This is a genomic window from Pseudomonas citronellolis, assembly GCF_029335315.1.
GTDB lineage: Bacteria > Pseudomonadota > Gammaproteobacteria > Pseudomonadales > Pseudomonadaceae > Pseudomonas > Pseudomonas citronellolis_A.
In genome coordinates, this window is record NZ_JARJLT010000343.1 from 13,694 (window position 1) to 36,871 (window position 23,178).

At 64.7% G+C, this 23,178-nt stretch carries 21 protein-coding genes, 7 tRNA genes and 1 pseudogene; 10 read left to right on the top strand and 19 right to left on the bottom strand.

The features are described from left to right. Positions 1-141 precede the first annotated feature (141 nt). Positions 142-702: a DUF3828 domain-containing protein gene (locus P3W75_RS25750; protein ID WP_276230149.1), complete on the top strand. Its 561-nt coding sequence runs from the start codon at positions 142-144 to the stop codon at positions 700-702. Between the two features lie 79 nt (positions 703-781). On the opposite strand, the gene P3W75_RS25755 is transcribed toward P3W75_RS25750, so the two are convergent. From P3W75_RS25755 to P3W75_RS25770, 4 genes are all read right to left on the bottom strand, one after another. Next, positions 782-857, bottom strand: a tRNA-Gly gene (locus P3W75_RS25755). 111 nt (positions 858-968) lie between these two features. Beyond that, a tRNA-Gly gene (locus P3W75_RS25760) sits at positions 969-1,044 on the bottom strand. Between the two features lie 85 nt (positions 1,045-1,129). Further along, a tRNA-Gly gene (locus P3W75_RS25765) sits at positions 1,130-1,205 on the bottom strand. A gap of 2 nt (positions 1,206-1,207) precedes the next feature. Next, positions 1,208-1,283, bottom strand: a tRNA-Glu gene (locus tag P3W75_RS25770). A 216-nt stretch (positions 1,284-1,499) separates the two neighbouring features. On the opposite strand from P3W75_RS25770, the gene P3W75_RS25775 reads away from it, so the two are divergent. Beyond that, entirely contained in the window at positions 1,500-2,267 is a 768-nt protein-coding gene (locus P3W75_RS25775) for a hypothetical protein (protein ID WP_276230150.1), read from the top strand. 10 nt (positions 2,268-2,277) lie between these two features. Next, entirely contained in the window at positions 2,278-2,955 is a 678-nt protein-coding gene (locus P3W75_RS25780; RefSeq protein ID WP_276230151.1) for a glutathione S-transferase family protein, read from the top strand. A gap of 128 nt (positions 2,956-3,083) precedes the next feature. Here P3W75_RS25780 and P3W75_RS25785 read toward each other — a convergent pair whose 3' ends face one another. Next, the gene (locus tag P3W75_RS25785; protein ID WP_276230152.1) at positions 3,084-3,566 is read right to left on the bottom strand and encodes a GAF domain-containing protein; all 483 of its coding nucleotides are present in this window, start codon (positions 3,564-3,566) and stop codon (positions 3,084-3,086) included. After that, positions 3,563-4,456: an ATP-binding protein gene (locus tag P3W75_RS25790; protein WP_276230153.1), complete on the bottom strand. Its 894-nt coding sequence runs from the start codon at positions 4,454-4,456 to the stop codon at positions 3,563-3,565. Before P3W75_RS25790 ends, P3W75_RS25785 begins: the two co-directional genes overlap by 4 nt. A gap of 111 nt (positions 4,457-4,567) precedes the next feature. On the opposite strand from P3W75_RS25790, the pseudogene P3W75_RS25795 reads away from it, so the two are divergent. After that, a pseudogene (locus P3W75_RS25795) lies at positions 4,568-6,938 on the top strand (ATP-binding protein). Here the strand turns inward: P3W75_RS25795 and P3W75_RS25800 are convergent. The 3 genes from P3W75_RS25800 to msrB form a co-directional block, all read right to left on the bottom strand. Continuing rightward, entirely contained in the window at positions 6,935-7,402 is a 468-nt protein-coding gene (locus P3W75_RS25800; protein WP_276230155.1) for a MarR family winged helix-turn-helix transcriptional regulator, read from the bottom strand. The pseudogene P3W75_RS25795 and the gene P3W75_RS25800 overlap by 4 nt on opposite strands. Beyond that, complete coding sequence (locus P3W75_RS25805) at positions 7,399-7,884, bottom strand: glutathione peroxidase (RefSeq protein WP_276230156.1); 486 nt, start codon at positions 7,882-7,884, stop codon at positions 7,399-7,401. The genes P3W75_RS25800 and P3W75_RS25805 overlap by 4 nt, the downstream gene beginning before the upstream one ends. A 119-nt stretch (positions 7,885-8,003) precedes the next feature. After that, positions 8,004-8,399, bottom strand: coding sequence for a peptide-methionine (R)-S-oxide reductase MsrB (gene msrB, locus P3W75_RS25810; protein WP_276230157.1), 396 nt, complete (start codon positions 8,397-8,399; stop codon positions 8,004-8,006). Between the two features lie 64 nt (positions 8,400-8,463). On the opposite strand from msrB, the gene P3W75_RS25815 reads away from it, so the two are divergent. From P3W75_RS25815 to htpX, 4 genes are all read left to right on the top strand, one after another. Next, positions 8,464-8,622, top strand: coding sequence for a hypothetical protein (locus tag P3W75_RS25815; protein ID WP_276230158.1), 159 nt, complete (start codon positions 8,464-8,466; stop codon positions 8,620-8,622). Between the two features lie 78 nt (positions 8,623-8,700). Further along, positions 8,701-9,912: a pyridoxal phosphate-dependent aminotransferase gene (locus P3W75_RS25820; protein WP_276230159.1), complete on the top strand. Its 1,212-nt coding sequence runs from the start codon at positions 8,701-8,703 to the stop codon at positions 9,910-9,912. A 25-nt stretch (positions 9,913-9,937) separates the two neighbouring features. Beyond that, positions 9,938-10,363: a hypothetical protein gene (locus P3W75_RS25825; RefSeq protein WP_276230160.1), complete on the top strand. Its 426-nt coding sequence runs from the start codon at positions 9,938-9,940 to the stop codon at positions 10,361-10,363. A gap of 175 nt (positions 10,364-10,538) precedes the next feature. After that, a complete protein-coding gene (gene htpX / locus P3W75_RS25830) occupies positions 10,539-11,411 on the top strand; it encodes a protease HtpX (RefSeq protein ID WP_276230161.1) in 873 nt (290 codons plus the stop codon). Positions 11,412-11,464: 53 nt separating this feature from the next. On the opposite strand, the gene P3W75_RS25835 is transcribed toward htpX, so the two are convergent. Next, a complete protein-coding gene (locus P3W75_RS25835) occupies positions 11,465-12,118 on the bottom strand; it encodes a thiopurine S-methyltransferase (protein WP_276230162.1) in 654 nt (217 codons plus the stop codon). 173 nt (positions 12,119-12,291) lie between these two features. On the opposite strand from P3W75_RS25835, the gene P3W75_RS25840 reads away from it, so the two are divergent. Continuing rightward, positions 12,292-13,062, top strand: coding sequence for a DODA-type extradiol aromatic ring-opening family dioxygenase (locus P3W75_RS25840; protein ID WP_276230163.1), 771 nt, complete (start codon positions 12,292-12,294; stop codon positions 13,060-13,062). 57 nt (positions 13,063-13,119) lie between these two features. On the opposite strand, the gene P3W75_RS25845 is transcribed toward P3W75_RS25840, so the two are convergent. The 9 genes from P3W75_RS25845 to P3W75_RS25885 form a co-directional block, all read right to left on the bottom strand. Further along, entirely contained in the window at positions 13,120-14,997 is a 1,878-nt protein-coding gene (locus P3W75_RS25845; RefSeq protein ID WP_276230164.1) for a SurA N-terminal domain-containing protein, read from the bottom strand. A gap of 230 nt (positions 14,998-15,227) precedes the next feature. Beyond that, a complete protein-coding gene (gene hupB / locus P3W75_RS25850; RefSeq protein ID WP_003087931.1) occupies positions 15,228-15,500 on the bottom strand; it encodes a nucleoid-associated protein HU-beta in 273 nt (90 codons plus the stop codon). Between the two features lie 136 nt (positions 15,501-15,636). Next, positions 15,637-18,033 carry an endopeptidase La gene (gene lon, locus P3W75_RS25855; RefSeq protein WP_276230165.1) on the bottom strand — a complete coding sequence of 799 codons (2,397 nt, stop codon included), beginning with the start codon at positions 18,031-18,033 and terminating at the stop codon, positions 15,637-15,639. A 130-nt stretch (positions 18,034-18,163) separates the two neighbouring features. Next, positions 18,164-19,444, bottom strand: a complete 1,281-nt coding sequence (gene clpX / locus P3W75_RS25860) for an ATP-dependent Clp protease ATP-binding subunit ClpX (protein WP_276230166.1) — start codon at positions 19,442-19,444, stop codon at positions 18,164-18,166. Positions 19,445-19,551: 107 nt separating this feature from the next. Next, complete coding sequence (clpP, locus tag P3W75_RS25865; protein WP_276230167.1) at positions 19,552-20,190, bottom strand: ATP-dependent Clp endopeptidase proteolytic subunit ClpP; 639 nt, start codon at positions 20,188-20,190, stop codon at positions 19,552-19,554. Between the two features lie 92 nt (positions 20,191-20,282). Further along, complete coding sequence (tig, locus tag P3W75_RS25870; RefSeq protein ID WP_276230168.1) at positions 20,283-21,593, bottom strand: trigger factor; 1,311 nt, start codon at positions 21,591-21,593, stop codon at positions 20,283-20,285. Between the two features lie 143 nt (positions 21,594-21,736). Next, positions 21,737-21,821: transfer RNA gene (locus P3W75_RS25875), tRNA-Leu, on the bottom strand. A 51-nt stretch (positions 21,822-21,872) separates the two neighbouring features. Then, positions 21,873-21,948 (bottom strand) — tRNA-His (locus P3W75_RS25880). 30 nt (positions 21,949-21,978) lie between these two features. Continuing rightward, a tRNA-Arg gene (locus P3W75_RS25885) sits at positions 21,979-22,055 on the bottom strand. Between the two features lie 264 nt (positions 22,056-22,319). On the opposite strand from P3W75_RS25885, the gene folD reads away from it, so the two are divergent. Further along, positions 22,320-23,174, top strand: coding sequence for a bifunctional methylenetetrahydrofolate dehydrogenase/methenyltetrahydrofolate cyclohydrolase FolD (gene folD / locus P3W75_RS25890; RefSeq protein WP_276230169.1), 855 nt, complete (start codon positions 22,320-22,322; stop codon positions 23,172-23,174). Positions 23,175-23,178: the final 4 nt, after the last annotated feature.

Here is a 23,178-nt window from a genome sequence, read left to right on the forward strand (position 1 = left end):
CCCTGAAAACGCCCCTCCAGGCAGCCGCAGCCCGAGCGCGGAAGCGTCCCACAGCCGCTGGCGGCACCCCCTCATTCCCCTTCGGGCAGCGGCCTGCGAGCCTCGCCCAGGTACCTTCCGCCGCTTCCGCAAGGACCTCCCATGCAGCGCAGCCGCCCGGCGACACCCGCCCCCACCGGAAAACCGTGGCGACCTGTCGTCGCCCTGGCGCTGCTGCTGCTTACCGATCTGGCCACGGCTGGCCCGAGCGATAGCGCGGCAATAAAGGCGTCGGTGGAAGGCTTCGTCCGCCAGCTGTATCGCGGCTACCGCCTGAACGGCAAACCTCCGCGCCTGCACGAAGCGCGCGCCGGCGCCTGGCTGAGCGATGCGCTGCGCAAGGCGATTGCCGACAACCGCGTGGCGTTGCACGGCGAGCCGGGGCTGCTGCAGGTGGACCCGCTGTGCGCCTGCCAGCAGCACGACCTCAGGCTCGAAACCCTGGATGTCAGCGCCGAAGGTCCGGGACGCGCCAGGGCCAGCGTCACCTTCGTCAACCAGGAGTGGCGGCGGACCGTGCAGCTACGCCTGCAGAAAAGCGGCGGCAGCTGGCGCCTGGACGACCTCGCGCAGCCGACCATGCCGAGCCTGCGCCAGGCGCTGGAGCGGGAGACCCGGCAGGCCATCTCGGCCGACTACGTCTGCGGCAGGGGCGCGCACTGAGCGGGGAGTGTTCCCCGGAAACGAAAAAAGGCTGCCCTGAGGCAGCCTTTTTTCTGGGGTCCACCGTGGTGAACCGGATTGGAGCGGGAAACGAGACTCGAACTCGCGACCCCGACCTTGGCAAGGTCGTGCTCTACCAACTGAGCTATTCCCGCATCGACTCTTTTGCCCCCTTCGACTGGCGCCGAAGGCAAACGAAACGCTGAAACGAAAGAAGGCTGCCCTGCGGCAACCTTCTTCCCGTGGCCCACCGAGGTGGGCCGAATTGGAGCGGGAAACGAGACTCGAACTCGCGACCCCGACCTTGGCAAGGTCGTGCTCTACCAACTGAGCTATTCCCGCATCAACTTTCTTGCAACCTCTGGCTTGCGCCGGAGGATAACGCCATTTCATCTTTCGCTCACCGCCTGGGCGATGAACGAGAATTTGGAGCGGGAAACGAGACTCGAACTCGCGACCCCGACCTTGGCAAGGTCGTGCTCTACCAACTGAGCTATTCCCGCAATGGCGTCCCCTAGGGGACTCGAACCCCTGTTACCGCCGTGAAAGGGCGGTGTCCTAGGCCACTAGACGAAGGGGACGTGGCTCGGAACTTACAACGTTCTTACCGCTTCTTCGCGCCGCCTTTCAGCTTTCGCGTCGAAGTGGCGCGCATTCTAGGGAGCCTTTGGAGGGGCGTCAACCCTTCTGGAAAATATTTTTTAAATCAAAGACTTCTGGTCAAAATTTACGCCCCCGCTATGAGCAGTGTCAGCAAGCCATTACACTCGGGAAAAATCCTTCAGGGAGTTTCCAAGGTGTCGCCACTCGTCATCACCGCCCTGGTCGTCGCCGGCATCGTAATCCTGATAGCCATCGTCTTCATCAACCAGCAGCTGGAAAACCGCAAGTTGGAGAAGGCCCGGGAGAAGGCCGACCTGCAGGATCGCTTCCGCCGCTGCGGCGCCATCGCCGAAAGCCTGCCGGGCCAGTTCATCTCCGCCGACCTCAAGCTGCTGCTCAGCCGCTTCGAGCTGGGCCTGGGCGAGCGCCTGCTGAAACTGGAGAAGACGCCCCAGGTCGCCGAGCGCGTCGCCGAACTCCGGCAACTGGTCGGCCAGGGCAGCGCCATCCCGGTACGCAACGCCCCGCAACTGATCCTCACCGAAGCCAAGGCCAAGGAAGTGCGTTTCCTCTTCGAAGGCCTGCACGCGCAGATCACCCGCTTCGCCCAGGACGGCGAGCTGCCGCGCAACGACGCCCAGCGCTGGCTGAAGGAAATCCGCCACCTGCTCACCCAGCTACATATAGAGTTCTTCACCAACATCGGCCAGCAGGCCCTGCAGCAGGGGCAGGCGCGCCAGGCCCGACTGGCCTTCGAGCGCGGCGTGCAGTACCTGCAGAAGCAACCGGACCTGGGGCGCTACCAGGCGCAGCTGCAACAGATGGAGCAACAGCTCAACCGCGCCAACGCCCTGGTGCTGGAAACCAGCGCGCCCTCCCCGGAGGAGCACACCGAGCTGACCGACGGTCTGAGCGCCCTGGAAACCGACGACATCTGGAAGAAGAAGAATCTCTACGACTGAGGAGACCCGCATGAGCCTGACCCTCTACGGTGCCGCGCTTTCCCCCTTCGTCCGCAAGGTCCGCCTGTTCCTCGGCGAGAAAGGCCTGGACTACCAACTGGAGAACGTCGACCCGTTCAACCAGCCGGACTGGTATGCCGAGCTCAACCCGCTGCGACGCATTCCGGCGCTGCGCGACGGTGACATCGCCCTGGCCGACTCCAGCGTCATCTGCCACTACCTGGAAGAACGCGACCCCGGGCTCGCCCCCCTCTGCGGACAGGGCGCGCTGTCCCGCGCACGGGTCAACTGGCTGGAAAAGTACGCCGACTATGAAGTGGCCCCTCTGGCCACCTTCACCGTGTTCCGCAACCGCCTGCTGAAACCGCTGATGGGCAAGCTGTGCGACGAGGCTGCGGTGAAAGGCGCGATGCTGGAGAAACTGCCGCAGCACTTCGACTACCTGGAAGGTTGCCTGGCCGGCGTGGACTATTTCGTCGACGACAGTTTCAGCCTGGCCGACATCGCCGTCGCCAGCCAACTGGTGAACATGCGCCACGGCGGCGAGGGCCTGGACGCACAGCGCTGGCCGCGCCTGGCCGCGCACTTCGAGCGGGTGCTGCAACGCCCTGCCCTGCTGGGCATCCTCGAAGGCGAAGGACGGATCATCGACAAGATTCGCGCGCGCATCGCCCAAACCCCGGCCTGAGCCCAGCCACCCAAACGAAAACGCCGCTTCCCCGGCCGGGGAAACGGCGTTTTTTCATGCAGTCCGCCTGTAGGAGCGCGCCGCCCGCGATCGCGGGCATGGCCCGCGTCCACGCAGCGATCACACCATCAGCAATCGCTCAGGCGCAGGAAGATCGCCGCCAGGCGCTCGATGCCGGCCTGGTCCTCGGCGCTGAAGCGGCCGACGCTCGGGCTGTCGAGATCGAGCACGCCGATCAGCCGGCCGTCCTTGAGCAGCGGCACCACCAGCTCGCTGTTGGAAGCGCTGTCGCAGGCGATGTGCCCGGGGAAGGCGTGCACATCTTCCACCCGCTGGGTCTCGCGGGTACGCGCGGCGGCGCCGCAGACGCCCTTGCTGAACGGAATCCGCACACAGGCGACCTTGCCCTGGAACGGGCCGAGCACCAGCTCCTCATTCTTGTTCAGGTAGAAGCCGGCCCAGTTCAGGTCGCCCAGCTCATGGAACAGGAAAGCGGAAAACTGCGAGGCGTTGGCGATGAAGTCGCGTTCGTCGGCGAACAGCGCTTCGGCCTGCGCCGCCAGCAGCGCGTAGCCATCCAGCCCGGCGCCGGTTTGTTGCAGATCGATCATGGTTGTTTTCCTTCGAGCAATTGTCGGCCCACCCAGTAGCGGGCGAATTGATAGGCGCAACGGCCGTTGCGGTTGCCGCGCCCAAGGGCCCAGCGGATGGCTTCCCTCTCCAGCGCCTCGTCCCAGGCGTACGCCAGGCCGGACTTGCCGGCCAGCACCTGTACCCAGTGCCGCACCACGTCGAGGAAGTGCTCCTGGGTGAAGGGGTAGAAGGACAGCCACAGGCCAAAGCGGTCGGACAGGGCGATCTTGTCCTCCACCGCCTCGCTGGGATGCAGCTCGCCATCGACCGTCTTCCAGTTGTCGTTGTCGCTCTGCTTCTCCGAGACCAGGTGGCGGCGGTTGGAGGTGGCGTACAGCAGCACGTTGTCCGGGGCCTGCTCCAGCGAGCCGTCAAGCACGCTCTTGAGCACCCGGTAGTCGCCCTCGCCGGCGTCGAACGAAAGGTCGTCGCAGAACAGCACGAAGCGCTGCGGCAAGCCCTGCAGCTGCTCCACCACGCGCGGCAGGTCGGCCAGGTGGTCGCGCTCGATCTCGATCAGGCGCAACCCGGCGCCAGCCAGCTCGGCCAGCAGCGCACGCACCAGCGACGACTTGCCGGTACCGCGCGCGCCCCACAGCAAGGCGTGGTTGGCCGGTTGGCTGGCGACGAACTGACGGGTGTTGCGAGCCAGCTGCTCGCGCTGCTTGTCCACCCCGAGCAGATCGTCCAGGCGCAGGTCGAGGCTCACCTGCAGCGCCTGCAGGTAGCCGCTGCGACCGTCACGGTGCCAGCGCGCGGCCAGGCAGCGCTGCCAGTCGATGGGCGAACGCACGGCCGGCAGCAACGGCTCCAGGCGGGCCAGCACGCTTTCGGCGCGGGCCAGGAAATCATTCAGTCGGGAATCCACCGCACTCTCCATCCTCGGTACCGGCCCAGGAATATTCAGCCTGCGCACGCAGTTTTCCAGTCATATCACACAGATGGCACGCCCCCTGCCGACAGCTCATCGGCTTGGGCTATGCTAGGCGCCAGGAAAGCCCCTTCGAGGCGAAGTACCGCACCTCATGGATATTGCGCTCACCCATCGCCTCTCGTTCAAGCAGGCCAGCCTCACGGTGCTGGTCGCCTTCATCCTCGGCACCCTGCTCAGCCTCATCCAGGTGGGCGCCGATTATGCCAGCCAGGACGCCTCCATCAACCGCGAAGTGCGCGCCCTGCTGGACGTCAGCCACAACCCGGCGGCGCGCATCGCCTACAACATCGACGCCGAACTGGCCCAGGAGCTGGTGGTGGGCCTGCTGCGCTCGCCGGCGGTGATCCGCGCGGAAATCATCGACAGCGCCGACGTCGCCCTGGCCAGCGCCGCGCGCCCGGCCGCGGAAAGCAGCCTGCGCCCGCTCAGCGACTTCCTCTTCGGCCACATGCGGGTCTACGAGGAACCACTGTTCATCGAGCACCAGCCGCGCGAATCGCTCGGCGTGTTGCGCCTGGAGATCGACACCTTCGTCTTCGGCAACGACTTCCTGCGCCGCGCCGGCATGACCCTGATCTCCGGCTTCGTCCGCAGCCTGCTGCTGTCGCTGATCCTGCTGGTGCTGTTCTACGGCCTGCTGACCAAGCCACTGGTCAGCCTGATCCAGGTCCTCGCCCGCCACGATCCGCGCTCCTCGACGCGCCTGCGCCTGCCCTGCCCCCACGGCCACGAGCGCGACGAGATCGGCGTACTGGTGGAGGTGACCAACCGCCAGCTCAGCCACATCGCCGTGGAAATGGAGCAACGCCGCGAAGCCGAGGACCGCCTGACCCGCTACCTGGCCGAGCTGGAGAACATAGTCGCGGCGCGCACTGCCGAGCTCAAGGCGGCCAACGCGCGCCTGACCCTGTCCAACCAGGAGCTGGAGCGCGCCCGCCAGACCGCGCTGGACATGGCCCAGGCCCGCTCCAACTTCCTGGCCAACATGAGCCACGAGATCCGCACCCCGCTCAACGGCCTGCTGGGCATGCTCGGCCTGGCCCTGGACGGCCCGCTGAACCCCGAGCAGCGCCAGCAGCTGTCCATCGCCCACGACTCCGGCAAGGTGCTGGTTGACCTGCTCAACGACGTGCTCGACCTGTCCAAGTTCGAATCCGGCCAGCTCGAACTGGAACGCATCCCCTTCGACCTCGCCACCCTGGTCGAGGACACCGCCAGCCTGCTCTCGCAGAACGCCGCCCCGGCGGTGGAACTGACCTGCCTGATCAGCCCGGAGCTGCCGGCACAGCTGCAGGGCGACCCGACGCGGGTGCGCCAGGTGGTCAGCAACCTGCTGTCCAACGCCCTCAAGTTCACCCGCCTGGGCCGCGTCGACCTGCGCGTCGAACCCTGGCCCGGCGGCGTGCGCATCAGCGTCCGCGACACCGGCATCGGCATCGCCCCGGACGCCCTGCAGCGCATCTTCCAGCCCTTCACCCAGGCCGACGCCGGCATCACCCGGCAGTTCGGCGGCACCGGCCTGGGCCTGGCGCTGACCCGCAAGCTGTGCGAGGCCATGGACGGCGAACTGAGCGTCACCTCGCAGCCCGGCCTGGGCAGCGAATTCAGCGCCACCCTGCCGCTGCCGGCGCTCACCCCGGCCATCGCGCAGGCGCCGCTGAGCGGCCGCGTACTGGTGCAATGCGCCGCCGGCAGCGGCCTGGCCGAACTGCTGCAAACCTGGCTGCCACAATGGGGCCTGGAATACCGTCGGCTGGACATCGACGCCAGCCTGGCCGGCGTCGAGCTGGAAGTGCTGGTTTCCGACTGCCCGGACTGCGTGCTCGGCCTGCGCCAGCTGTTCAAGGAACGCCCGGTGCTGCTGGTCACCGCCTACGGCAGCTTCCTCGACACCGAGGTGGCGCAGCGCCTGGCGCCCTTGCGCCAACTGGCCCGCCCGCTCGGCCGCGCCGGCCTCTACCAGGCGCTGCAACAGGCGCTCAAGCACCCGCCCGCGCAGGCCCCGCGGCTACAACCGGGCACTGGGCGCGGGCAGTTCGCCGCGCGGGTCCTGCTGGTGGAGGACAACCCGGTCAACCAGTTGGTCGCCCGTGGCCTGCTGCAGAAGCTCGGCTGCCAGGTGAGCGTGGCAGCCAATGGCGAGGAAGCCCTCGCCGCGCTGGAGCGGGAAGACTTCGAACTGGTGCTGATGGATTGCAACATGCCGGTGATGGACGGCTACGAGGCGACCCGGCGCATCCGCCTCCAGCCGCGCTGGCGCGACCTGCCGGTGATCGCCCTGACCGCCAACGCCCTGCCCGACGAGCGCGAGCGCTGCCGCCTGGCGGGCATGGACGACTACCTGGCCAAGCCCTTCCACCGCGACGAGATGGCCGCCGTGCTGGAGCGCTGGGGCCAGCCGCGGGTGAACGCCTAGCCTTCGAGCGCGAGCAGTTGCCCGAGCAGCTCGTCGAGCCCCTCGCGCAGCTCGCCCATGGCGTCCAGGTCCAGCCCGCTGGCGCACAGCAGCGCCTCGCGCAGCGGCCCGACCCGGTCGCGCAGGGCGACGCCCGCCTCGCTCAGGCCCAGGTGCACCTCGCGCTCGTCGTGGCTGGCGCGCCGGCGCAGCACCAGGCCCAGCTGTTCCAGGCGCTTGAGCAGCGGGGTCAGGGTCCCGGAATCGAGCATCAGCCGCTCGCCCAGCGCCTTCACCGTCGGCTGCTCGGGCGCCCTGCCCTGCCACTCCCACAGCACCAGCATCACCAGGTACTGCGGGTAGGTCAGGCCGAGTTCGTCGAGCATCGGCCGGTAACCACGGATGATCGCCCGCGAGGCGGCGTAGAGGCGGAAGCACAGCTGGTTGTCCAGCAGCAGCGCCTGCTGGCTGGCGACGTCGCTCATCGCAGCAGCGCTTCGATCTCGGCGGACAGCTCTTCCGGCTTGGTCAGCGGGGCGAAGCGCTTGATCTGCTTACCGTCGCGGCTGACCAGGAACTTGGTGAAGTTCCACTTGATGCCCTGGCTGCCCAGCACCCCCGGCGCGCGCTTTTTCAGCTGCACGTAGAGCGGGTGGGCCTCGGCGCCGTTGACGTCGATCTTCTTGAACAGCGGGAAGCTGACGCCGAAGTTCAGCTCGCAGAACTGCGAGATTTCGCCCTCGTCGCCCGGTTCCTGCTTGCCGAACTGGTTGCAGGGGAAGCCCAGCACCACCAGGCCCTGGTCGCGATACTTCTCCCAGAGCTCCTCCAGCCCCTTGTACTGCGGGGTGAAACCGCACTTGCTGGCGGTGTTCACCACCAGCAGGGCCTTGCCGCCGAAATCGGCCAGGGTCTTCTGTTCGCCCTTGATGGTCGTGCAAGGGATGTCCAGCAGTGCGTCGCTCATGGGAAATGACTCCGGGAAAGTGGGGTGACAACAAAATAGCGCGCAATTAGATTGCACACAATCTATCAACCGATAAAAAAGGCCCGCCGGCGATCGGCGGGCCTTCCCGTCCTGCGGGCTCAGCCGCGCGGCACCAGCTTCAGCGACGCCGAGTTGATGCAGTAGCGCAGCCCGGTGGGACGCGGGCCATCCGGGAACACGTGCCCCAGATGCGCCTCGCAGGCCGCGCAGCGCACCTCGATGCGGTGCATGCCGTGGCTGAAGTCCTCCAGTTCGGCGATGGCCTCCTTCGATACCGGCTGGAAGTAGCTGGGCCAGCCGCTGCCGGAGTCGTACTTGGCGTCCGAGTCGAACAGCGGCACGCCGCAGCACACGCAGTGGTATACGCCCGGCGTCTTGGTCGCGTAGTACTCGCCGGTGAAGGCGCGCTCGGTGCCGCCCAGGCGGCAGACATGGAACTGCTGCTCGTCGAGCTCCTCGCGCCAGGTTTCCAGGGGCTTCTCGATCTTTTCCATCTCGGTACCTCGCAAGCTTGAAAAAAGCCCGACCGCGCCCTTTCGCGGGAATCGGGCCGCACGTATGATGCGTGACGTCATCGGCAATGCAGAATCTGCCGCGCAAGAGGGTTATGGCGGTAAAAACGCCTTTTTACGGGCAAGTTTTCGCTCATATCTCTTTCAACCAGGCGATTTTTCAGTTTCACAGCCCGGTCGCGCGATATTCCGCACCCTGTATTGACGCCAGTCTGTCACCCGCGTTACAGCCTGCCAAGCCGGGCACCGCACGCGGGACTCTTCATTTCGGGAACGCCACATCATGCAGGTCAGCAAATCGAACAAGCTCGCCAACGTCTGCTACGACATCCGCGGGCCGGTGCTCAAGCACGCCAAACGCCTGGAAGAGGAAGGCCATCGCATCCTCAAGCTGAACATCGGCAACCCGGCGCCGTTCGGTTTCGAAGCCCCCGACGAAATCCTCCAGGACGTCATCCGCAACCTGCCGACCGCCCAGGGCTACAGCGACTCCAAGGGCCTGTTCAGCGCGCGCAAGGCGGTGATGCAGTACTACCAGCAGAAGCAGGTGGAAGGCGTCGGCATCGAGGACATCTACCTCGGCAACGGCGTTTCCGAGCTGATCGTCATGGCCCTGCAGGCGCTGCTCAACAACGGTGACGAAGTGCTGATCCCGGCGCCCGACTACCCGCTGTGGACCGCCTCGGTGTCGCTGGCCGGCGGCAAGCCGGTGCACTACCTGTGCGACGAGCAGGCCGGCTGGTTCCCCGACATCGCCGACATGAAGGCAAAGATCACCAGCAACACCAAGGCGCTGGTGCTGATCAACCCGAACAACCCCACCGGCGCCGTCTACTCGAAGGAAGTGCTGCTGGACATCGTCGAACTGGCGCGCCAGCACAACCTGGTGATCTTCTCCGACGAAATCTACGACAAGATCCTCTACGACGAGGCCGTACACATCTCCACCGCCTCGCTGGCCCCGGACGTGCTCTGCCTGACCTTCAACGGCCTGTCCAAGTCCTACCGGGTGGCCGGCTTCCGCTCCGGCTGGATCGCCATCTCCGGGCCCAAGCACAAGGCGCAGAGCTACATCGAGGGCCTGGATATCCTCGCCAACATGCGCCTGTGCGCCAACGTGCCCAGCCAGCACGCGATCCAGACCGCGCTGGGCGGCTACCAGAGCATCAACGACCTGGTACTTCCCGGCGGCCGCCTGCTGGAGCAGCGCAACCGCGCCTGGGAACTGCTCAACGACATCCCCGGCGTCAGCTGCGTGAAGCCGATGGGCGCGCTCTACGCCTTCCCGCGTATCGACCCGAAGGTCTGCCCGATCCACAACGACGAGAAGTTCGTGCTCGACCTGCTGCTTTCGGAGAAACTGCTGGTCGTCCAGGGCACCGCCTTCAACTGGCCCTGGCCGGACCACTTCCGCGTGGTCACCCTGCCCCGCGTCGACGACCTGGAACAGGCCATCGGGCGCATCGGCAACTTCCTCAAGGGCTACCGCCAGTAATCGACTCCCGGCGACGGACGCGACCATGGACCTGCAGATCGACGACTTCTACAAGGACGCCGCCACCGGGATGCTCCTGCTGTACCAGGTATTCCCGCGCAAGATCGCCCTCTACGTCGAGGACCTGATCGGCCGCGAGGATGTCGACGAGTTCGGCCTGCCCAGCACCCGCCACCAGGCGTGCCTGAGCGCGCTGCTGTGGCTCGGAGAGGAAGGCTATCTGCGTTACGACAGCGCCATCCGCCACGAAGCGCTGGACCAGGCGGTGCTCAGCGAGAAGGGCTTCCTGCGCCTGAGCCGGGGCGTTCCCCGCGCCGTCGGCGACGAGCCCGAGCTGCCACCCAGCGTGCGTCGGCAGCAGGCAAGCCTGGCGCAGCAACTGCGCCAGGCGCTCGCCGAAGGCCATGGCGAGCGCACCGCGCGCCTGGCCCGGCTACTCTTCGAAGGGTAAGCGGGCCGCCAGGGGACATAGTTTGAAATAGACCTGAGTTGAATCGGCTCGGGCTCAACCGTATATACCCGGCATACTTGTCACCAATCCCGGACAGTCACGTCCTACAGCATTCGAAAAACCGCCCGCGTCGGCGGTTTTCCGTGTCTCAAGCCTCGAGGAGAAGCTTTTCGCCATGATGCGCATCCTGTTGTTCCTGGCCACCAACCTGGCAGTCCTGGTGATCGCCAGCATCACCCTGAAGCTGCTCGGGGTGGACCGATTCACCGGCCAGAATTACGGCAGCCTGCTGGTCTTCTGCGCCGTGTTCGGTTTCGCCGGCTCGCTGGTCTCGCTGTTCATCTCCAAGTGGATGGCGAAGATGAGCACCGGCACCGAAATCATCAGCCAGCCGCGCACCCGCCATGAACAGTGGCTGCTGCAGACCGTAGAGGAACTGTCCCGCGAGGCCGGCATCAAGATGCCGGAAGTGGGCATCTTCCCGGCCTACGAGGCCAACGCCTTCGCCACCGGCTGGAACCGCAACGACGCCCTGGTGGCCGTCAGCCAGGGCCTGCTGGAACGCTTCTCGCCCGAAGAAGTGAAGGCCGTGCTGGCCCACGAGATCGGCCACGTGGCCAACGGTGACATGGTCACCCTGGCGCTGATCCAGGGCGTGGTGAACACCTTCGTCATGTTCTTCGCGCGGATCTTCGGCAACTTCGTCGACAAGGTCATCCTGAAGAACGAGGAAGGCCAGGGCATCGGCTACTTCGTCGCGACCATCTTCGCCGAACTGGTGCTCGGCATCCTCGCCAGCATCATCGTCATGTGGTTCTCGCGCCGTCGCGAATACCGCGCCGACGCCGCCGGCGCCCACCTGGCCGGCACCAGCGCGATGATCGCCGCGCTGCAGCGCCTGCGCGCCGAACAGGGCGTGCCGGTGCAGATGCCCGACAGCCTGACCGCCTTCGGCATCAACGGCGGCCTGAAGCACGGCCTGGCCGGCCTGCTGATGAGCCACCCGCCGCTGGAAGACCGCATCGAGGCGCTGCGCAACGCACGCTGATCGCGCGACCGGCAAGCAAAAAGGGCGACCCTCGGGTCGCCCTTTTTCGTTGTTCAGTCCCGGCGCAGGCGGAACACCACCTCTTCCAGGCGGGTCACCCCGCTCTTGAGGAACTTCCAGTTCTCGCCCAGCACGTCCAGGCGCTCGCGCTCCTCCACGATCCAACCGGCGAAACGCTCGCGCACTTCGGCCGCCAGTACCGAGAATGGCGGGCCGGACATTTCCTGCTGCGGGTATTCCAGGGTGACCAGCAGCCCATCCTGCGGCCGCGGCAGGACGCCGTCGAGGTGCCTGGCGTAGTCCGCGCGCATGTCCGGCGGCAGCGCGATGAGCGCGGCGCGATCGTAGAGCGCCTGGCAACCCGCCAGGTGCTCGGGCGCCAGGTCGAAGAAGTCGCCCTGCAGAATCTCCAACGCGCCGTATCGATAGCTGAGCAGCGCCCCGCGCTGCTCCACTTGCGGCTCCCAACCGCGCTCGGAGAAGAAGTCGCGCACGGCACGCTCGGCCAGCTCGACACCCAGCACGCGGTAGCCCTGCTCCGCCAGCCAGACCAGATCGTGCGACTTGCCGCACAGCGGCACCAGCACGCAGGCACCCGCCGCGACACCCAGTGTCGGCCAGTGCCGGATCAGATAGGGGTTGACCTCGGCGAGGTGGAAGCCGATTTCATTGCGCGACCAGCGCGCCTGCCAGAAGTCTTCGTGCATGGGCTCCATTCCTGCGGCTGGCAGCGCAGGTACGCCACCGGGCCCTCCATGATCGCGCAGCGACGCGCCAATCGCCAGCCATCGACACAGCGGATGGTTATGGTCGAAAACCTATACTGGATTTCGATCTATCGCGGCGGGAACATAGCCTCATCCCGCTAGCGAGGTGTTCCATGCTGCCTACCCTGTTCATCTCCCATGGCTCCCCCATGCTCGCGCTGGAGCCCGGCGCCAGCGAGGCGCCGCTCAAGCGCCTGGCCGCCGAGTTGCCGCGTCCACGGGCGATCCTGGTGGTTTCCGCGCACTGGGAAACTCCCGACCTCAAGGTCACCGCCAGCCCACGTCCGGACACCTGGCACGACTTCTACGGCTTCCCCAAGGCGCTCTACGAAGTGCAGTACCCGGCCCCTGGCGCCCCCGAACTGGCGCAACGCGTGGTCGAGCAACTGGCCTCCGAGCAGATTCCGGCCAGCCTCGACCCCGAGCGACCGCTGGACCACGGCGCCTGGGTGCCGCTGAGCCTGATGTACCCGGCAGCGGACATCCCGGTGCTGCAACTGTCGCTGCCGACGCGCTTCGGGCCGCGCCTGCAGGACCGCATCGGCAAGGCGCTGCTGCGCCTGCGCGAAGAAGGCTTCCTGCTGATCGGCTCGGGCAGCATCACCCACAACCTCGGCGAGCTGGACTGGCGCGCCGGCCCCGACGCGGTCGAGCCCTGGGCCCGCGACTTCCGTGACTGGATGGTGGAAAAACTGGCGGCCAACGACGACGAGGCGCTGTTCGACTATCGCCGGCAAGCGCCTTCGGCGGTGCGCAGCCATCCCAGCGACGAACACCTGCTGCCGCTGTACTTCGCCCGCAGCGCCGGCGGCGGGCACCTGCACATCGAGCACGCCGGCTTCACCCTCGGCGCGCTGGGCATGGACATCTACCGTTTCGACTGAAAGACCGCGCAAAGAAAAAGGGCCGCATGAGCGGCCCTTTTTCGTTGCAGCGAAGGATCAGTACTTCTCTACCTTCGCCTGGTCCTGCAGCTGGCGACGGTAGGCCGAGAAGTCTTCCTGGCCACTGCGCGAGGCAAGGAACTGGCGGTACATGGCCTTTTCCTGGTCGTTCAGGGCCGCCGTCGGCTCGCTGACGCCGTTCAGGCGTACCAGCGCGTAGTCGCCGTTGCCCAGGGTCACGCCGGTGAAGGTCGGTTGCTCGGCCTTGGCCGGACGCGCCATACGGAACACTTCCTGGAGCAGCTGCGGATCGACGCCTTCCTGGCCACGGGATGCGGCTTCCACCACTTTCCAGGTCTGGCCGTTCTGCGCCTGGGCCAGCGGGGTCTTGCCATCGCGCAGGCTGGCCAGCAAGGCTTCGCCCTGGGCCTTGGCGGCGTCGGCGGCATGCTGGCGCTGCAGCACATCGCGGATCGACGCGGTGGCTTCTTCCTGGGTCAGCTGTTGCGGCTTGCGATGCTCCTTGACGCGCAGCACCACCACGGTCTCCGGGTCCAGCTCGATGGCGCCGCTGTTGGCGCCGTCTTCCAGCACTTCGGTGCTGAACGCCGACTGGATCACCTGGCGGTTGGCGGTCACGCCCTCGCCGCCTTCGCGACCGAAGGGTTTGCTGGTCTCGACCTTCAGGCCCAGTTCCTGGGCCGGCTGGGCCAGGTCGGAAGCCTCGTAGGCGGAGCTTTCCAGCTGCTTGGTGGCGTCGACGAAACGCTGCTCCACCAGTTGGCTCTTCAGGTCCTGCTCCAGCTTCGGCTTCAGGCTGGCGAAGCTCGGAACGTCCGGTGCCTGCACGCCCAGCAGCTTGATCAGGTGCCAGCCGTACTGGGTGCGCACCGGCGCGGAGACGTCGCCTTTGGCCTTCAGGCCATACAGCGCGTCTTCGAAGGCCTGGTCGTAGACACCGCGACCGGCGTAACCGAGGTCACCACCGTTGTTGGCGGAACCGACATCGTTGGACTGCTCCTTGGCCAGCTTGGCGAAGTCCTCGCCCTTGGCCAGGCGCGCCTTGATCTCTTCGATCTTGGCCTTGGCCTGGGCGTCGGTCTGCTTGGCGTTGACCTCGACGAGGATGTGCGCGGCGTCGCGCTGCTCGGAGAGGCCGGCGATTTCCTTCTGGTACTGGGCCTGCAGGTCCTCGTCCTTGGCGCTGACCTGGTTGAAGAAGGACGACTTCTTCAGTTGGATGAAATCGATCACCACCTGGTCGGGGCTCATGAACTCGGCCTTGTGGGCGTCGTAGTAGGCCTTGATGTCGGCGTCCTCGACCTTGGCCTTGGCCGGGTCGGCCTTGAAGGTCAGGGTGGCGAAGTCGCGGGTCTGCTTCTCCAGGCGGGCGAAGGCCTGCAGCTCGCCGTCGGTGACGAAGCCGGAACCGGCGATGCCGGCGCGCAGTTGGCCGATGAGCATCTCCTGCTCGAGCATCTGGCGGAACTGCATGCGGGTGTAGCCGTTCTGACGCAGCGCCTGGTCGAACTTGTCGGCGTTGAATTTGCCGTCGAGCTGGAATTCAGGGGTCTGCAGGATCAGTTGGTCGACCTGCTGCTGGGAGAAGGCGAATTTGTCGGACTGGGCGGCCTGGAGCAGCAGCTTGCGCTCGATCAGGCCCTTGAGTGCGGCGTCCTTGAGCAGTTTGTCGTCCAGGGTCGAGGCGTCGAAGTCCTTGCCCAGGCGTTGCTGCAGTTGGCGGCGCTGCATTTCCTGAGCCTGCTGCAGCTCGGGGATGCCGATGTCGTCGCCGTTGACCTTGGCAGCGACATTCTCGTGATGGGTCGCGCGAATGATGGCATCGAATCCGGTCAGCGCCATCAGAACGACGATGACACCGATGATGGTCTTGGCGATCCAGCCTTGGGAATTGTCCCTGATGTTTTGCAGCATGCGGCCCCCAAAAGCGGCCACGGCCTGCCGTCAGTGGCGGCGCGGCGTGGGTTATTTAATAGGCGGATATGAGAAAGGCGCATCCGAGGATGCGCCTTCTCGTAATTGGCGGAGCTAGCGAGCCTTGGCTCGCGACCCCCGGCGATGCGGGATGGTAACCCATCCTGAGCGCCGCTCCGCGGCCGACCCGACGCTAGGCCGGATCGGACAGGTCAAGTCCGGAAAGACGCTTAGTTGACAGCGTCTTTCAGGGCTTTACCGGCTTTGAAGCCCGGGATCTTAGCGGCAGCGATCTTGATCGGCTTGCCGGTTTGCGGGTTGCGACCGGTGCGGGCAGCACGCTCTTTGACAGCGAAGGTGCCGAAGCCAACCAGTACGACAGAGTCACCCGCCTTCAGGGCGCCAGTGACGGACTCGATTACCGCGTCCAGAGCGCGACCGGCAACAGCTTTCGGGATATCAGCAGATGCGGCAATTGCATCGATCAGTTCCGACTTGTTCACTCTAAGTCCCCTTATTTCTGTTGAGTATGTTTCTATGTGTTAGGTGTAAGCAAAAGCAGGTGCTGGTTTGCCAACTGACAAAGCAAGTGCCGCTTTATAACAAGGGCCCAAAAACAGTGTCAAGAAAGCCCCCCGGCTAATGCGTGCTGATTCGCTCCTTGGAATCAGACTCGCGTTTTTCATCCTTTGCAACCATCTCGGGAGCCGCATCGGGCAAGGGCTCCGGCGTGTATTGCAGCGCAATTTGCAGGACCTCGTCAATCCATTTAACCGGTTTAATAACGAGATCCGCCTTAATGTTATCCGGAATTTCCTTCAGATCACGGACGTTTTCTTCCGGAATGATCACAGTCTTGATTCCGCCACGGTGCGCCGCCAGAAGTTTTTCCTTCAGCCCGCCGATGGCCAGCACCTGGCCGCGCAAGGTGATCTCGCCGGTCATGGCGACGTCCGCGCGCACCGGGATCTGGGTGATGGCCGAGACCAGCGCGGTGCACATGCCGATGCCGGCGCTGGGGCCGTCCTTGGGCGTGGCGCCCTCCGGCACGTGGATGTGGATGTCGTGCTTTTCATGGAAGTCCGCCGGAATTCCCAGGCTTTTCGCGCGACTACGCACCACGGTCAGTGCGGCGGTAATCGACTCGGCCATGACGTCGCCCAGCGAACCGGTCTTGGTCAGCGCGCCCTTGCCGGGAACGATGGCCGACTCGATGGTCAGCAGTTCGCCGCCCACCTGGGTCCAGGCGAGACCGGTAACCTGACCGATCTGATCCTGCTGCTCGGCGAGGCCATAACGGAATTTGCGTACGCCCAGGTAGTCTTCCAGGGTCTCGACGGTCACCTTGGCTTCGATGCGCTTGGCCTTGGCGCCCTCCTTCACCGCCTTGCGGCAAACCTTGGCGATCTGCCGCTCGAGGCTACGCACGCCGGCTTCGCGGGTGTAGTAGCGGATGATGTCGCGGATCGCACCCTCTTCGAAGGTCAGCTCGCCCTTCTTGAGACCATTGGCCGCAGTCTGTTTCGGCACAAGATATTTCGAGGCGATGTTGACCTTCTCGTCCTCGGTGTAACCCGGCAGACGAATCACCTCCATGCGGTCCAGCAGCGCCGCCGGGATGTTCATGGAGTTGGCGGTGCAGAGGAACATCACGTCCGAGAGGTCGTAATCGACTTCCAGGTAGTGGTCGTTGAAGTTGTGGTTCTGTTCCGGGTCCAGCACTTCCAGCAGCGCCGAGGCCGGGTCGCCGCGCATGTCGCTGCCCATCTTGTCGATCTCGTCGAGCAGGAACAGCGGGTTGCGCACGCCCACCTTGGTCATCTTCTGGATCAGGCGACCGGGCATGGAGCCGATGTAGGTGCGGCGGTGGCCACGAATCTCGGCCTCGTCACGCACGCCGCCGAGCGCCATGCGCACGAACTTGCGGTTGGTGGCGCGAGCGATCGACTCGGCCAGCGAAGTCTTGCCCACGCCAGGCGGGCCGACCAGGCAGAGCACCGGGCCCTTGAGTTTCTTCACGCGCTTCTGCACGGCGAGGTACTCGAGGATGCGTTCCTTGACCTCGTCCAGGCCGTAGTGGTCGGTGTCGAGAATGTCCTCGGCCTTCTCCAGGTCGTGGCGCACCTTGCTCTCGGCCTTCCACGGCACGTTCACCAGCCAGTCGATGTAGGAACGCACCACGGTGGCCTCGGCGGACATCGGCGACATCTGCTTGAGCTTGTTCAGCTCGGCGTTCGCCTTGGCCATGGCCTCCTTGGTCAGGCCGGCGGCATCGATGCGCTTCTTCAGCTCGTCGACCTCGTTGTGGCCTTCGTCGATGTCGCCCAGTTCCTTCTGGATGGCCTTCATCTGCTCGTTCAGGTAGTACTCGCGCTGGCTGCGCTCCATCTGTTTCTTGACGCGGCCACGGATGCGCTTCTCGACCTGCAGCAAGTCGATTTCGGCGTCCAGCATGGCCAGCACGTGTTCGACACGGGCAGCCAGCTCGGTGATCTCGAGGATTTCCTGCTTCTGCTCGATCTTCAGCGCCATGTGCGCGGCCATGGTATCCACCAGGCGGCCGGGCTCGTCGATGCTGTTCAGCGAGGACAGCACTTCCGCCGGGACCTTCTTGCCCAGCTGCACGTACTGCTCGAACTGGCTCAGCAGGCTGCGGATGAAGACTTCCGACTCGCGCTCGGCGACCGGCGCCTCGTCGATGATCGACACTTCGGCGCGGCAATGCGCGTCGTCATCGATGAAACGCTCGACATGGCCACGCTGCTCACCCTCCACCAGCACCTTGACGGTGCCGTCGGGCAGCTTCAGCAGCTGCAGGACGGTGGCCACGGTACCCATGCGGTACAGGCCGTCTTCGCCCGGATCGTCATCGGCGGGGTTCTTCTGGGCCAGCAGGAGGATCTGCTTGTCGCTGGTCATCGCGGCCTCCAGGGCCTCGATGGATTTCTCGCGCCCCACGAACAGCGGGATGACCATGTGCGGATAGACCACTACGTCACGCAGGGGAAGCAGGGGCAACTCGACGAGTGTTTTCATGATATTCGGCTCTACAGCGGCACTTGGCCAAAAAGACGGGTCAGACCCTTGGACCTAAGATGGGGTTAGGCCAGGGAAAAAACAAGCGCGGTAGACGGGGAAAGAAAAAGGGGCCTTGCGGCCCCCTTATTCATGCATCAGGCGCAGCCTTGGCAGGCTGCTCGCTGTTCTCGTAGATCAGCAGAGGCTGCGACGAACCGTCGATGACGCTCTCGTCGATGACCACCTTGCTGACGTCGGTCTGCGAGGGGATTTCGTACATGGTGTCGAGCAGGATGCCTTCGAGGATCGAGCGCAGGCCACGGGCGCCAGTCTTGCGCTCCAGGGCGCGACGGGCGACGGCCTTGAGCGCGTCGGGACGGAACTCGAGGTCCACGCCTTCCATGTCGAACAGCTTGGCGTACTGCTTGGTGAGCGCGTTCTTCGGCTCGGTCAGGATCTGCATCAGCGCCGCCTCGTCGAGCTCGTCGAGGGTGGCGATGATCGGCAGGCGACCGACGAATTCCGGGATCAGGCCGAACTTGACCAGGTCCTCGGGCTCCACTTCGCGCAGGGCGTCACCGACCTTGCGACCCATCTCCTGGCTGCGCACTTCGGCGTTGAAGCCGATGCCGCCCTTGGTGGAACGGTTCTGGATGACCTTTTCCAGGCCGGCGAACGCGCCACCGCAGATGAACAGGATGTTGCGGGTATCGACCTGCAGGAACTCCTGCTGCGGGTGCTTGCGGCCGCCCTGCGGCGGCACCGAGGCAACGGTGCCTTCGATGAGCTTCAGCAGCGCCTGCTGCACGCCTTCGCCGGACACGTCGCGGGTGATCGACGGGTTGTCCGACTTGCGCGAGATCTTGTCGATTTCGTCGATATAGACGATGCCCATCTGGGCCTTCTCGACGTCGTAGTCGCACTTCTGCAGAAGTTTCTGAATGATATTCTCGACGTCCTCACCCACGTAACCGGCTTCGGTCAGGGTGGTGGCGTCGGCAATGGTGAACGGCACGTTCAGCAGGCGCGCGAGGGTCTCGGCCAGCAGGGTCTTGCCCGAGCCGGTGGGGCCGATGAGCAGGATGTTGCTCTTGCCCAGCTCGACGTCGTCCTTGCGCTCGCGCTGATTCAGGCGCTTGTAGTGGTTGTAGACCGCTACCGCCAGGGTTTTCTTCGCACGTTCCTGACCGATCACGTACTGATCGAGGATGGAACGGATCTCTTTCGGCGCCGGAAGCTTGTGCGCGCTGCTCTCCGCCTGTGCCTCCTGCACCTCCTCGCGGATGATGTCGTTGCACAGGTCCACGCACTCGTCGCAGATAAAGACCGAGGGGCCGGCAATCAACTTGCGCACTTCGTGCTGGCTCTTGCCGCAGAAGGAGCAATACAGCAGCTTGCCGTTGTCCTCGCCGTTGCGGGTGTCAGTCATTAGATCGTTCCAGTCGGATAGGCTTGAAACACAAGATGAAGGCAAATGCGGGCATTTTCAAGCCCGCGAAACGGCCGGTCGCCCGGCCGTGGTTCGAGCGGAGGGACTCAGGCTGCCGAAGGGCGCTGAGTGAAAACCTGATCGATCAGACCGTACTGCACCGCCTCTGCACCGCTCATGAAACGGTCGCGGTCGGTATCGCGGGCGATCACGTCCAGCGGCTGGCCGGTGTGGTGCGCCAGCACCTGGTTCAGGCGCTCCTTGATGAAAAGGATTTCCTTGGCGTGGATCTCGATGTCCGAGGCCTGGCCCTGGAAGCCGCCCAGCGGCTGGTGGATCATCATCCGCGAGTGCGGCAGGCAATAACGCTTGCCGGCGGCGCCGCCCGCGAGGAGCAGAGCGCCCATGCTGCAGGCCTGGCCAACGCAGATGGTCGACACGTCGGGCTTGATGAACTGCATGGTGTCGTAGATCGACATGCCGGCGGTCACCGAACCACCCGGCGAGTTGATGTACAGGTGGATGTCCTTGTCCGGGTTCTCGGCTTCGAGGAACAGCAGCTGGGCAACCACCAGGTTGGCCATGTAGTCCTCGACCTGGCCGACCAGGAAGATGATCCGCTCCTTCAGCAGGCGCGAATAGATGTCGTAGGAACGCTCACCGCGGGCGGACTGCTCCACCACCATCGGCACCAGACCACCGGCGGCCTGGATGTTCGGAACTTGCGGCATGAAAGTATTCGGCATGTCCGACGATCACTCCCTTATGAAAATAGATATGTCTCAAAGACATAAGCCAGCCCGAAGGCTGGCTTATGACGATCGAACGAGGCGTTGGATCAGGCCGCTGCAGGCGCTTCAGCAGGCTTGACCGCGTCTTCGTAAGATACCTGCTTATCGGTCACTTTGGCCTTCTGCAGGACAGTATCTACAACTTGTTCTTCCAGTACAACCGAGCGGACTTCGTTCAGTTGCTGGTCGTTCTTGTAGTACCAGGCGACCACTTGCTCGGGCTCCTGGTAGGCCGAAGCCATTTCCTCGATCATTTCGCGAACGCGGGCTTCGTCGGCCTTCAGCTCGTGCTGCTTGACCAGCTCGGCGACGATCAGGCCCAGGACCACGCGGCGCTTGGCCTGCTCTTCGAACAGTTCGGCCGGCAGTTGCTCGGGCTTGATGTTGCCGCCGAACTGCTGGACGGCCTGCACGCGCAGACGGTTCACTTCGTTGGAGATCAGAGCCTTCGGCACTTCGATCGGGTTGGCGGTCACCAGACCTTCCATCACCTGATTCTTCACCTTGGACTTGATGGCCTGGCGCAGCTCACGCTCCATGTTCTTGCGAACTTCGGTGCGGAAGCCTTCCAGGGTGCTTTCCTTGATGCCGAACAGGGCGAAGAAGGCCTCGTTCAGTTCCGGCAGCTTGGGCTCGCTGACGCCGTTCACGGTAACGGTGAACTCGGCGGCTTTGCCGGCCAGGTCGAGGTTCTGGTAGTCCTCGGGGAAGCTCAGGCTGAGCACGCGCTCTTCACCGGCCTTGGCGCCGACCAGGCCTTCTTCGAAGCCCGGGATCATGCGGCCGGAGCCCAGCACCAGCAGGGTGCCCTTGGCCGAACCGCCAGCGAAGGCTTCGCCGTCGATCTTGCCGACGAAGTCGATGTTCAGCTGGTCGTCGTTCTGCGCGGCGCGCTCGACGGCTTCGAAACGGGTGTTCTGCTTGCGCAGGATTTCCAGCATGTTGTCGACGTCGGCGTCGGCCACGTCGGCCTGCAGGCGCTCGACCTCGATGCCGTCGAAGCCGGCAACCTGGAATTCGGGGAAGACTTCGAAGGTGGCCACGTACTCCAGACCCTTCTCCTTCTCGAACACTTTCGGCTCGACGGACGGCGCGCCGGCCGGGTTCAGCTTCTGCTCGACCACGGCTTCGTAGAAGGTTTCCTGGATCAGGTCACCGAGGGCTTCCTGACGAGCGGAGGCTTCGTAGCGCTGACGGATCACGCTCATCGGCACCTTGCCGGGACGGAAGCCAGGAACCTTGGCGCGACGAGCGGTCTGCTGCAGACGCTTGTTGACTTCGGTCTCGATACGCTCGGCCGGCACGCCAACGGTCATGCGGCGCTCAAGAGCGGAGGTGCTTTCAACGGAAACTTGCATGGATATTCCTCGTGGCACAGACGTAAGCCGGTCCTTCCGGCTCCCAGAATCAAGGGCAAGCATTCTAGTCACAAGAAATGCAGAAGTCACCCAGGCTGGAAGCTACGGAATTCGCGGATGCGAGAGCTTCTGGACAAAAAAGATGGTGCGGACGGAGAGACTCGAACTCTCACAGCTTGCGCCACCGGAACCTAAATCCGGCGTGTCTACCAATTTCACCACGTCCGCAGGAACCGCAGAAACGAAAACGCCAGGCACTAGGCCTGGCGCTTCGGAATATGGGGTGGACGATGGGAATCGAACCCACGACACCAGGAGCCACAATCCTGTGCTCTACCAACTGAGCTACGCCCACCATATTACATGCTTGTTACCGAACGCCATTTGGCGCACCCGGCAGGACTCGAACCTGCGACCATCCGCTTAGAAGGCGGATGCTCTATCCAGCTGAGCTACGGGCGCTTTAGTGGCGGCAACCCTTGCTAAGCAGAACCAGTGGAAACCACTGAACCGGTTTGCACTGCCTTCTTGTCTTGCTTCAGGCTGTGCTCGGCAAGCGGGGCGCATGTTATCGATGAGCCCTAACCCCGTCAACGTTTTTTTTAAAAAAATTTCAAAGAGATAAAGGAGTTACGGCAAATCGGGGGCAGCCCGCCTTTGCCTTATCTGGGCGGCGTGCGAAAATGCGCGTCCTTTTTTCCCCGTCTCTATGGTTGCTTCTCCGACATGACCGCACAACTGATCGACGGCAAAGCGATCGCCGCCAGCCTCCGCCAGCAGATAGCCCAACGCGTCGCCGAGCGCCGCCAGCAAGGGCTGCGCATTCCCGGCCTGGCGGTGATCCTGGTCGGCAGCGATCCGGCCTCCCAAGTCTACGTGGCGCACAAGCGCAAGGACTGCGAGGAAGTCGGCTTCCTCTCCCAGGCCTTCGACCTGCCGGAAAGCACCACCCAGGAAGAACTGCTGGGGCTGATCGACCGCCTCAACGCCGACCCGGCGATCGACGGCATCCTGGTGCAGCTGCCCCTGCCCGCCCACCTCGACGCCTCGCAGCTGCTGGAGCGAATCAATCCGGACAAGGACGTCGACGGCTTCCATCCGTTCAACGTCGGCCGCCTGGCCCAGCGCATCCCGCTGCTGCGCCCATGCACCCCGAAAGGCATCATGACCCTGCTGCAGAGCACCGGCGTCGACCTTTACGGCCTCGACGCAGTGGTAGTGGGCGCCTCCAACATCGTCGGCCGCCCGATGGCGCTGGAGCTGCTGCTGGCCGGCTGCACCGTGACCGTCACCCACCGCTTCACCCGCGACCTGGCCGAGCACGTGCGCCGCGCCGACCTGGTAGTGGTGGCTGCCGGCAAGCCGGGCCTGGTCAAGGGCGAGTGGATCAAGGAAGGCGCCATCGTCATCGACGTCGGCATCAACCGCCAGGCCGACGGCAAGCTGGTGGGCGACGTGGAATACGCCGTGGCCGCCGAGCGCGCCAGCTGGATCACCCCGGTACCGGGCGGCGTCGGCCCGATGACCCGCGCCTGCCTGCTGGAGAACACCCTGTACGCGGCGGAAGAGCTGCACGCGTAAACAG

What these genes read in the sequence shown, in the direction of transcription:
- P3W75_RS25825 (WP_276230160.1), top strand. Translation starts at nt 9,938, where the DNA reads ATGGACCTGCAGATCGACGACTTCTACAAGGACGCCGCCACCGGGATG.
- P3W75_RS25750 (WP_276230149.1), top strand. Translation starts at nt 142, where the DNA reads ATGCAGCGCAGCCGCCCGGCGACACCCGCCCCCACCGGAAAACCGTGG.
- P3W75_RS25835 (WP_276230162.1), bottom strand. Translation starts at nt 12,118, where the DNA reads ATGCACGAAGACTTCTGGCAGGCGCGCTGGTCGCGCAATGAAATCGGC.
- P3W75_RS25845 (WP_276230164.1), bottom strand. Translation starts at nt 14,997, where the DNA reads ATGCTGCAAAACATCAGGGACAATTCCCAAGGCTGGATCGCCAAGACC.
- P3W75_RS25800 (WP_276230155.1), bottom strand. Translation starts at nt 7,402, where the DNA reads ATGAGCGACGTCGCCAGCCAGCAGGCGCTGCTGCTGGACAACCAGCTG.
- htpX (WP_276230161.1), top strand. Translation starts at nt 10,539, where the DNA reads ATGATGCGCATCCTGTTGTTCCTGGCCACCAACCTGGCAGTCCTGGTG.
- P3W75_RS25780 (WP_276230151.1), top strand. Translation starts at nt 2,278, where the DNA reads ATGAGCCTGACCCTCTACGGTGCCGCGCTTTCCCCCTTCGTCCGCAAG.
- msrB (WP_276230157.1), bottom strand. Translation starts at nt 8,399, where the DNA reads ATGGAAAAGATCGAGAAGCCCCTGGAAACCTGGCGCGAGGAGCTCGAC.
- P3W75_RS25820 (WP_276230159.1), top strand. Translation starts at nt 8,701, where the DNA reads ATGCAGGTCAGCAAATCGAACAAGCTCGCCAACGTCTGCTACGACATC.
- tig (WP_276230168.1), bottom strand. Translation starts at nt 21,593, where the DNA reads ATGCAAGTTTCCGTTGAAAGCACCTCCGCTCTTGAGCGCCGCATGACC.
- P3W75_RS25805 (WP_276230156.1), bottom strand. Translation starts at nt 7,884, where the DNA reads ATGAGCGACGCACTGCTGGACATCCCTTGCACGACCATCAAGGGCGAA.
- clpX (WP_276230166.1), bottom strand. Translation starts at nt 19,444, where the DNA reads ATGACTGACACCCGCAACGGCGAGGACAACGGCAAGCTGCTGTATTGC.
- P3W75_RS25840 (WP_276230163.1), top strand. Translation starts at nt 12,292, where the DNA reads ATGCTGCCTACCCTGTTCATCTCCCATGGCTCCCCCATGCTCGCGCTG.
- folD (WP_276230169.1), top strand. Translation starts at nt 22,320, where the DNA reads ATGACCGCACAACTGATCGACGGCAAAGCGATCGCCGCCAGCCTCCGC.
- clpP (WP_276230167.1), bottom strand. Translation starts at nt 20,190, where the DNA reads ATGCCGAATACTTTCATGCCGCAAGTTCCGAACATCCAGGCCGCCGGT.
- lon (WP_276230165.1), bottom strand. Translation starts at nt 18,033, where the DNA reads ATGAAAACACTCGTCGAGTTGCCCCTGCTTCCCCTGCGTGACGTAGTG.
- P3W75_RS25815 (WP_276230158.1), top strand. Translation starts at nt 8,464, where the DNA reads ATGATGCGTGACGTCATCGGCAATGCAGAATCTGCCGCGCAAGAGGGT.
- P3W75_RS25785 (WP_276230152.1), bottom strand. Translation starts at nt 3,566, where the DNA reads ATGATCGATCTGCAACAAACCGGCGCCGGGCTGGATGGCTACGCGCTG.